This is a genomic window from Gordonia tangerina, from assembly GCF_021556435.1.
GTDB classification, from domain to species: domain Bacteria; phylum Actinomycetota; class Actinomycetes; order Mycobacteriales; family Mycobacteriaceae; genus Gordonia; species Gordonia tangerina.
In genome coordinates, this window is record NZ_JAKGCU010000010.1 from 130,099 (window position 1) to 137,931 (window position 7,833).

The 7,833-nt window shown below is 66.3% G+C and carries 7 protein-coding genes; 4 read left to right on the forward strand and 3 right to left on the reverse strand.

Going from position 1 to position 7,833, the window contains the following annotated elements; genetic code table 11:
- Positions 1–43 precede the first annotated feature (43 nt).
- Positions 44–457, forward strand: a complete 414-nt coding sequence (locus L1892_RS13030; protein ID WP_235724020.1) for a winged helix-turn-helix transcriptional regulator — start codon at positions 44–46, stop codon at positions 455–457.
- Here the strand turns inward: L1892_RS13030 and L1892_RS13035 are convergent.
- The 3 genes from L1892_RS13035 to L1892_RS13045 form a co-directional block, all read right to left on the reverse strand.
- Entirely contained in the window at positions 445–1,785 is a 1,341-nt protein-coding gene (locus L1892_RS13035) for a VOC family protein (RefSeq protein ID WP_235724021.1), read from the reverse strand. The two genes, L1892_RS13030 and L1892_RS13035, sit on opposite strands and share 13 nt — an antisense overlap.
- Positions 1,782–2,333, reverse strand: a complete 552-nt coding sequence (locus L1892_RS13040) for an RNA polymerase sigma factor (RefSeq protein ID WP_372475041.1) — start codon at positions 2,331–2,333, stop codon at positions 1,782–1,784. The genes L1892_RS13035 and L1892_RS13040 overlap by 4 nt, the downstream gene beginning before the upstream one ends.
- Positions 2,334–2,408: 75 nt before the next feature.
- Entirely contained in the window at positions 2,409–3,266 is an 858-nt protein-coding gene (locus L1892_RS13045; RefSeq protein WP_235724022.1) for an alpha/beta fold hydrolase, read from the reverse strand.
- Between the two features lie 72 nt (positions 3,267–3,338).
- Here L1892_RS13045 and L1892_RS13050 point away from each other — a divergent pair, with 72 nt between their 5' ends.
- From L1892_RS13050 to L1892_RS13060, 3 genes are all read left to right on the forward strand, one after another.
- On the forward strand, positions 3,339–3,941 hold the full coding sequence (locus L1892_RS13050; protein WP_235724023.1) for a TetR/AcrR family transcriptional regulator: 603 nt from the start codon (positions 3,339–3,341) through the stop codon (positions 3,939–3,941).
- Positions 3,942–4,008: 67 nt separating this feature from the next.
- A complete protein-coding gene (locus L1892_RS13055; protein ID WP_235724024.1) occupies positions 4,009–4,767 on the forward strand; it encodes a VOC family protein in 759 nt (252 codons plus the stop codon).
- A gap of 243 nt (positions 4,768–5,010) precedes the next feature.
- Positions 5,011–7,557, forward strand: a complete 2,547-nt coding sequence (locus L1892_RS13060) for an ATP-dependent Clp protease ATP-binding subunit (RefSeq protein ID WP_235724025.1) — start codon at positions 5,011–5,013, stop codon at positions 7,555–7,557.
- Positions 7,558–7,833 lie beyond the last annotated feature (276 nt).

The following is a 7,833-nucleotide window of genomic DNA, read 5'->3' on the forward strand; positions in this document are numbered from 1 at the left end:
TGATGGTAAGCACAGTGTGCACGGTTTGGGTAGGATGAAGGCCATGTCCGCAGCGCACCCCGCCCCGCATCCAGGGCGTGACGAGGCCGATCAGGCGTTTGTGGCCGACGTCTTCGCGAGGAACTGTCAGTCGCGAGACATCTTGCAGAACGTGACCAGTCGCTGGGGTCTGCTCGCGCTGGTCGCTTTGGGGGAGAGTGACATGCGGTTCAATGCGTTGCGGCGCCGGGTCGACGGTGTCAGTGAACGGATGCTGTCGGTGACCCTGCAGGCCCTCGAGCGGGATGGATTCGTGAATCGATCAGTGCTGCAAGCGATCCCGCCTCGGGTGGAGTACTCGCTCACCGATCTCGGAGCGGCCGTGGCCGCCCGATTGACCGGATTGATCGAGTTCGTCGAAGCACATGTCGACGACGTCGACCGGTCGCGGGCGGCCTACGACGGTCAGAAGAGCTGACCCAGATAGAATTCGGCGCCCTGATCGTCGGAGCAGTAGGCCATGATCCCGTAGGCCTGCGCGTCCGGGTCGGTGATGACCCGTCCACCCGCGGCGCGAACCCGGCCGACCGCGGCGTCCATGTCGGGCACATTCCACATCGGAACGGCCCGCTGATCGTCGGCGCCACCGGCGATCCCGATCTGGGGATGCACGTCGTCGACCTCCCAGCCGTCGTCGATCCGACCGGCGCGGAACTCCCAGCCGAGCACGGCGCCATAAAAAGCGCGGTAGCGGGCGCTTGACGGCGTCTGGACGGTCAGATACGACATCTCGCCGACTCCACGTGGGTGCTGATCCGTCCGCGTCGTCCCGGGTGCAGGGACGTGCACAGAGAATGCGACGCCCTGATCGTCGACGGCGTCGAGAACGTGCGCGCCGTCGCGGCCCACCTCGGTGACGTCGTCGGCGGCGCTACCGCCCGCGGCCCGGATCGCAGCTCGTGCGGTGTCGAAATCGTCGACCGCGTACACGCAGAACAATGTGTTCGAGCCGTATCCGCCGGCATCCGAGATACCCAGGCGGTGGCCGAGATTGGTGACCTGTCGGCTTTGCGGGTCGTAGTCCCATCCCAGTACCGCGCCATAGAACGCGGCCGCGCGTGCGGCATCCGGGGTCTGCAATGACATGTAGACGATGTCGCCGGTGCGGATGCGGTCGGCGGCCTCCGCGCCCATCTCCGACGGCCCGGTGAGCATCCACCGATGCCCGAACGGATCGATGATCGTCCCGGTGCGATGTCCGTACCCTTCGTAGGGTTCGCGCGTCACCGCAGCCCCGCCGCGTTCGGCGGCGGCGACGGCGGCGTCCGCATCGTCGACGGCCAGCATCAGGCTGACCGACACGTGGCCGGGCTGCGGTGCACGCAGGCCCATGTCCCCGAATTCGTCGGCGAGATAGATGGCGCCCCCGCCGATCTCGAGTTCGGCGTGGCCGAGTCGCCCGTCGTCCATGATGATCGGCTCACCGCGCAGGCGTGCGCCGAGATGTTCGACGTACCAGTCGAGGGCGGCCCGCCCGTCGGGCACCGTGAGGTAGGGCAGCGCGCCCGGACGTTCGACGGCGGGTTCGTCGTCGTGGGTGGTCGCTGCGTTCAGTTCGGTGGCGGTACTCATGAGAACTCCTTGGGGTAGGGTCGCGCCGCGTTCGAGTCGGTCCCGCAGTCGCCGGGTGAACTCGGCGTCGGGTGCGACCGGGTCGGTCCAGCCCGGGGCATCGGCGGCCCGCAGGGCGACGAACGGGTCAGGCGGTGTGCTGCCGCCGTGTTCGGTGCGGTTGTACTCGCTCATGCGTGACCTCCTCTCCGCGAGCCGGTGGATCCGGATCGGGTGTCGGTATCCGGATAGGCCGCGCGGAAGGCCCGCTTGGCCCGGGTGAGCAACGCTTCGGTGGCCCCGACGGTCCGGTCGAGTAGTGCCGCACAGTCGCCGACCGGGAGGTCATCGACGTAGCGCAGAGTCAGCACCGCGCGATGGGTCGGGGACAGGGTGGCCAGGGTGTGGTGGGCGACCATCCGGTCCAGGTGGGCGTCCCACTCGTCGTCGCCGGTGTCGGGCACCTCCTCGACCGGGTCGGGTGTGCGTTGCATCCGCCGCCAGTGGTCGGCCAGCTTGTGCCGGGCCACCCCGATCAGCCACGGCGTCGTCGGCCGCGCTGTGTCGTCGCGTCGGACGGCGTCCATCGCGGCCAGGAACGTCTCGGAGGTGAGGTCCTCGGCGACCCGCTGATCCGTGCACCGGCGCAGCAGGTAGCCGTACACCGCCGGCAGCGCATCGTCGTACACCGCCAGCAGTGCGGGCGCCCCACCTCCGGGAGAGCCCTCGTGTTCGCTGCTCACACCTTCATCGTCGTCCGTGGGAGGCGAAACCCGACGCCCGATCGGGGAAATTTCTTCGTGGCGACGGCTGAGGCGTCAGCGATCCGACCGAGCCGATGCCGCCACCACGCCGTCCGCGACGGCCTGAGGTTGATCGAGCGAGACGAAGGTGCGTGCGTGCGGCACCTCGATGAACTGCGCGTCGCCGAAGACGTCCGCGAAGCGGCGGCCGTGCTCGGGAGTGAAGCACCGATCGCCGGTACCCCACACCATGGCCACCGGCACCTGGACTCGCGACATCCGTGGCGTGACCGCTGCGAGGTCGGCCGGATCGATCTCGTGCAGGAATGCGATGAGGTCGTCGCGGATGCGCGCGTCGGTGCGCAGCGGTTCGAACACTGACCGGGTCAGGTCAGGGTCGGGATCGGTGACGAGCAGACCGACGCCGAGCGACGAATGCCGCAGCGCCCGCCACCGCATCGTCTCGATCAGCGGCTTGAGGAGCAGTCGCTGTCTCAGCAGCGCAAACACCAGCTGAAACGGTTGGGGCGGAAAGAGATCGAATGCATCGCAGTTCGTGAACACCAGGGCCCGGACGAAGTGTGGGTCTGCGTCGAGCGCGTACTGGGTGATCGCACCGCCGGTGTCGTTGGCAACCAGCGTGGCGTCGGCCAGGCCGAGTCGGTCGACGAACTCGCGCAGCAGTCGCGCCGCACCGCGTGGACTCCGGTCCGCAGACGGGCCCCACGGGATGTGATGCGACCCGAGCGGCATCGTCGGCGCATAGCTGCGGTATCCCCGCGCCGCCAGGATCTCGGCCACCGGCTGCCACAGCCGATGGTCGACGGCGACGCCGTGCATGAACACGATCGGCGGGTGCGCACTCTTGTCAGGGCCGTAGGACGCGTACTCCACGGTGCCGGAGGGAAGTGTGATCGTCGAGGTCGTGGTCATGATGGCGGCGCCTCTCGCATAGGCTGATATCTCACTTACGAACACTCGGTATGAAAGTTACGTGCAGACTGTATGAAAGTCAATCGTCGTACGCAGGCGGAACGAACAGCAGCGACCCGTTCGGCATTGATCGCCGCGGGGCGAAGCCTGTTCGGTGAACACGGCTATGCCGCCGTCGGCACCCAGGCCATCGTGGTGGCGGCGGGCGTGACCCGCGGCGCCCTCTATCACCAGTTCGACGACAAAAAGGGTCTGTTCACCGCGGTCTACGACCAGGTCGAACAGGACATCACCACGGAAGTGGCCGAGCGCGTCGGGGATCTTGCCGTCACTGATCCGTTGGCTGCACTGAAGGCCGGGGTGCGGGTCTTCCTGGAACGGGTGACCGACCCGGCGGTGCACATGATCTCGCTGGTGGATGCGCCGTCGGTGCTCGGGTGGAGCGAGTGGCGGGCCCGCGGCGAGGAGTTCGGCTTCGCGCTGATCGAGGGCATATTGCAGGCCGCCATCGCGGTCGGGCAGATCGACGACCAGCCGGTGCGTCCGATCGCGCACGTCGCCATCGGCGCGCTCGACGAATCCGCGCTGTACGTGGCCGCCGCCGATGACAAGGGCACCGCTGCCGCCGAGGTCCTCGTCGTGCTCGATCGGGTCATCGACTCGTTCCGACGCTGAGCTGTATCGCAGCCCAGACGATGCCGATACCGATGACTTCGGCGCGCGGGGCCGGTCAGTATGGAACATGGCCACCGCGACGATTTCCTCCATGCTCCTGTCCAGCGACGACCCGAAGCGCCTCGCGCGCTGGTATGCCACCGTTTTCGAAGCCGAGATCCAGACCGACCCGGATGCGCCGGGCTACGAGATCATGGAACTCGACGGCTTCTACATCATGTTCGACCAGCGCGACGACGTGTCGGGGCGCGCCACCGGCGGTGCACGCCTGATCCTCAACGTCGAAGTCGATGACCCGGTCGCCACAGCCGCTCGGATCGACGACCTGGGGGCGGACTGGATCAGCCCCCTCGCGGACAAAGGAAGAGGCACCTATTTCGGCACCGTCACCGATCCCGACGGCAACTGGCTGCAGATCGTCCGGATCTCCGACGAACTCGAAGCGCAGATGAGCACACCGACGTCGGCGTACAGCAGCTTCGCCGTCATCGACCTCGATGCCGCGTCGACGTTCTATCGCGATGTGCTGGGTATGCGGGTTCTCCACCTGGAGGTGGGGGTGTTGGGTGTGCGCATCAACCGCACCACCACGGTGTTGGTCTACCCGAAACCCGACCACCGGCCGGCCGAGTTCACCGTCCTCAACATCCCCGTACAGAACCTCGAGGAAGCGGTCGACGATCTCGTCGCCCGAGGCGTCGAATTCCTCAGATACGAGCAATTCGATCACGACGAGCGGGGGATCGCGCGGGGCGGCGAGCAGGGACCCGACCTCGCCTGGTTCACCGATCCGTCCGGAAACGTGCTCGCCCTGCAGCAGAAATGACCACGTCAACGAGCCGTTCGCTCTCGGCGTACTGAGGCCGGAACACAGCGCCGACGTGCGCGGTTGTACAAGCAGAACCCCCGCCATGACCATTTCGTGAATGATCTGCGACCGGCGTTAACTGTAGCTGCACCTGAAGCGACCACTAGAGTGGAAGCAGGCTGGTCGTCACCTATGACACCGCTGCAGTCGACGCCGCTGTGGTCACCGACGGCCGGGGCGCTAGCAACGTGAGGGAGAACAATGTTCGAACGGTTCACCGACCGCGCTCGACGAGTCGTCGTGCTCGCCCAAGAAGAAGCGCGGATGCTCAACCACAACTACATCGGCACCGAGCACATCCTGCTGGGTCTCATCCACGAGGGCGAGGGCGTGGCCGCCAAGGCACTCGAGTCACTCGGGATCTCCTTGGAGGGTGTCCGCAGCCAGGTCGAGGAGATCATCGGCCAGGGCCAGCAGGCGCCGTCGGGACACATCCCGTTCACGCCGCGCGCCAAGAAGGTCCTGGAGCTGTCGCTGCGCGAGGCGCTGCAGCTCGGACACAACTACATCGGTACCGAGCACATCCTGCTCGGCCTCATCCGTGAGGGCGAGGGCGTGGCCGCTCAGGTGCTGGTCAAGCTGGGTGCCGACCTCAATCGGGTCCGCCAGCAGGTCATCCAGTTGCTGTCCGGCTACCAGGGCAAGGAGCCGCAGGAGGCCGGCACCGGCGGACGCAGCAGCGAGTCCGGCACCCCGTCGACCTCGCTGGTGCTCGACCAGTTCGGCCGTAACCTGACCGCGGCCGCCGCCGAGGCCAAGCTCGACCCGGTCATCGGGCGCGAGAAGGAGATCGAGCGGGTCATGCAGGTGCTGAGCCGCCGCACCAAGAACAACCCGGTGCTCATCGGCGAGCCCGGCGTCGGCAAGACCGCCGTCGTCGAGGGCCTCGCCCAGGCCATCGTCAACGGCCAGGTGCCCGAGACGCTCAAGGACAAGCAGCTCTACACCCTCGACCTCGGTTCGCTGGTCGCGGGCAGCCGCTACCGCGGTGACTTCGAGGAACGCCTCAAGAAGGTGCTCAAGGAGATCAACACCCGCGGCGACATCATCTTGTTCATCGACGAGCTGCACACGCTGGTCGGGGCCGGTGCCGCCGAGGGCGCGATCGACGCCGCCAGCATCTTGAAGCCGAAGCTGGCCCGCGGTGAGTTGCAGACCATCGGTGCCACCACCCTCGACGAGTACCGCAAGTACATCGAGAAGGACGCCGCCTTGGAGCGCCGGTTCCAGCCGGTGCAGGTTGGCGAACCGTCCGTCGAGCACACCATCGAGATCCTCAAGGGTCTGCGCGATCGCTACGAGAGCCACCACCGGGTGTCCATCACCGATGGTGCACTCGCCGCGGCTGCGACGCTGGCCGACCGCTACATCAACGACCGGTTCCTGCCCGACAAGGCGATCGACCTCATCGACGAGGCCGGTGCCCGCATGCGTATCCGCCGGATGACCGCTCCGCCAGACCTGCGCGAGTTCGACGATCGCATCGCCGAGGCGCGCAAGGAGAAGGAGTCCGCGATCGACGCGCAGGACTTCGAAAAGGCCGCGAATCTCCGCGACAAGGAGAAGCAGCTCGTCGGCGAGCGTGCCGAGCGGGAAAAGCAGTGGCGCAGCGGCGATATGGACGTCGTGGCCGAGGTCGACGACGAGCAGATCGCCGAGGTCCTCGGCAACTGGACCGGCATCCCGGTGTTCAAGCTCACCGAGGAGGAGACCACCCGTCTGCTCCGCATGGAGGAGGAGCTGCACAAGCGGATCATCGGCCAGGAGGACGCGGTCAAGGCCGTTTCCAAGGCGATCCGTCGTACCCGTGCCGGCCTGAAGGACCCGAAGCGCCCGTCCGGTTCATTCATCTTCGCCGGCCCGTCCGGTGTCGGTAAGACCGAGCTTTCCAAGGCTTTGGCGAACTTCCTGTTCGGCGAGGACGACGCGCTCATCCAGATCGACATGGGCGAGTTCCACGACCGGTTCACCGCGTCGCGGCTGTTCGGTGCTCCTCCCGGCTATGTCGGGTACGAAGAGGGCGGCCAGCTCACCGAGAAGGTGCGTCGCAAGCCGTTCTCGGTGGTGCTGTTCGACGAGATCGAGAAGGCCCATCAGGAGATCTACAACACCTTGTTGCAGGTCCTCGAGGACGGCCGTCTGACCGACGGTCAGGGACGCACGGTCGACTTCAAGAACACGGTGCTGATCTTTACCTCGAACCTCGGTACGTCCGACATCTCCAAGGCCGTCGGACTGGGCTTCACCAGCGGAGACGACTCGCAGTCGAACTACGAGCGGATGAAGCTCAAGGTCAACGACGAGCTCAAGAAGCACTTCCGGCCGGAGTTCCTCAACCGTATCGACGACGTCATCGTGTTCCACCAGCTGACGCAGCAGGAGATCATCGAGATGGTCGATCTCATGATCACCCGCGTCGAGCAGCAGCTGAAGAACAAGGACATGGCCATCGAGCTGACCGACAAGGCCAAGGGGCTGCTCGCCAAGCGTGGCTTCGACCCCGTGCTCGGTGCCCGTCCGCTGCGACGCACCATCCAGCGTGAGATCGAGGATCAGCTCTCGGAGAAGATCCTGTTCAACGAGCTGACTGCGGGTCAGATCGTGCTGGTCGACGTCGAAGGCTGGGACGGCGAGGACGACGGCGAAGACGCCCGGTTCGTCTTCAGCGGCTCGGAGAAGCCCCGAGAGCTGCCCGACGCCCCTGCCGAGCTGACCAATGCCGGCGAGGGCAAGGGCGAAGCGAGCTAAGCCCGAGGCAGATACCCCACAACGACGACACCACCTTGCTTCCGAAGCAAGGTGGTGTCGTCGTTTCGGGGTGTTTAGTCGCTGTTTCCGGTGGTCGAGTGGTCGTTGTTTCCGGTGGTCGTGGTCGCTGTTTCCGGTGGTCGAGTAGTCGCGAGCCGCTAGGAGGCTGCTGAAGAAGTGGTCTGTGTGCGGCTGGCCGTCGGTAATGCTGGGTCTGTTGATCACGGGCGAGTGTTGCTCGGGCGCTTGCCCCGCGGGGTCAGGCGGTGGTCAGGG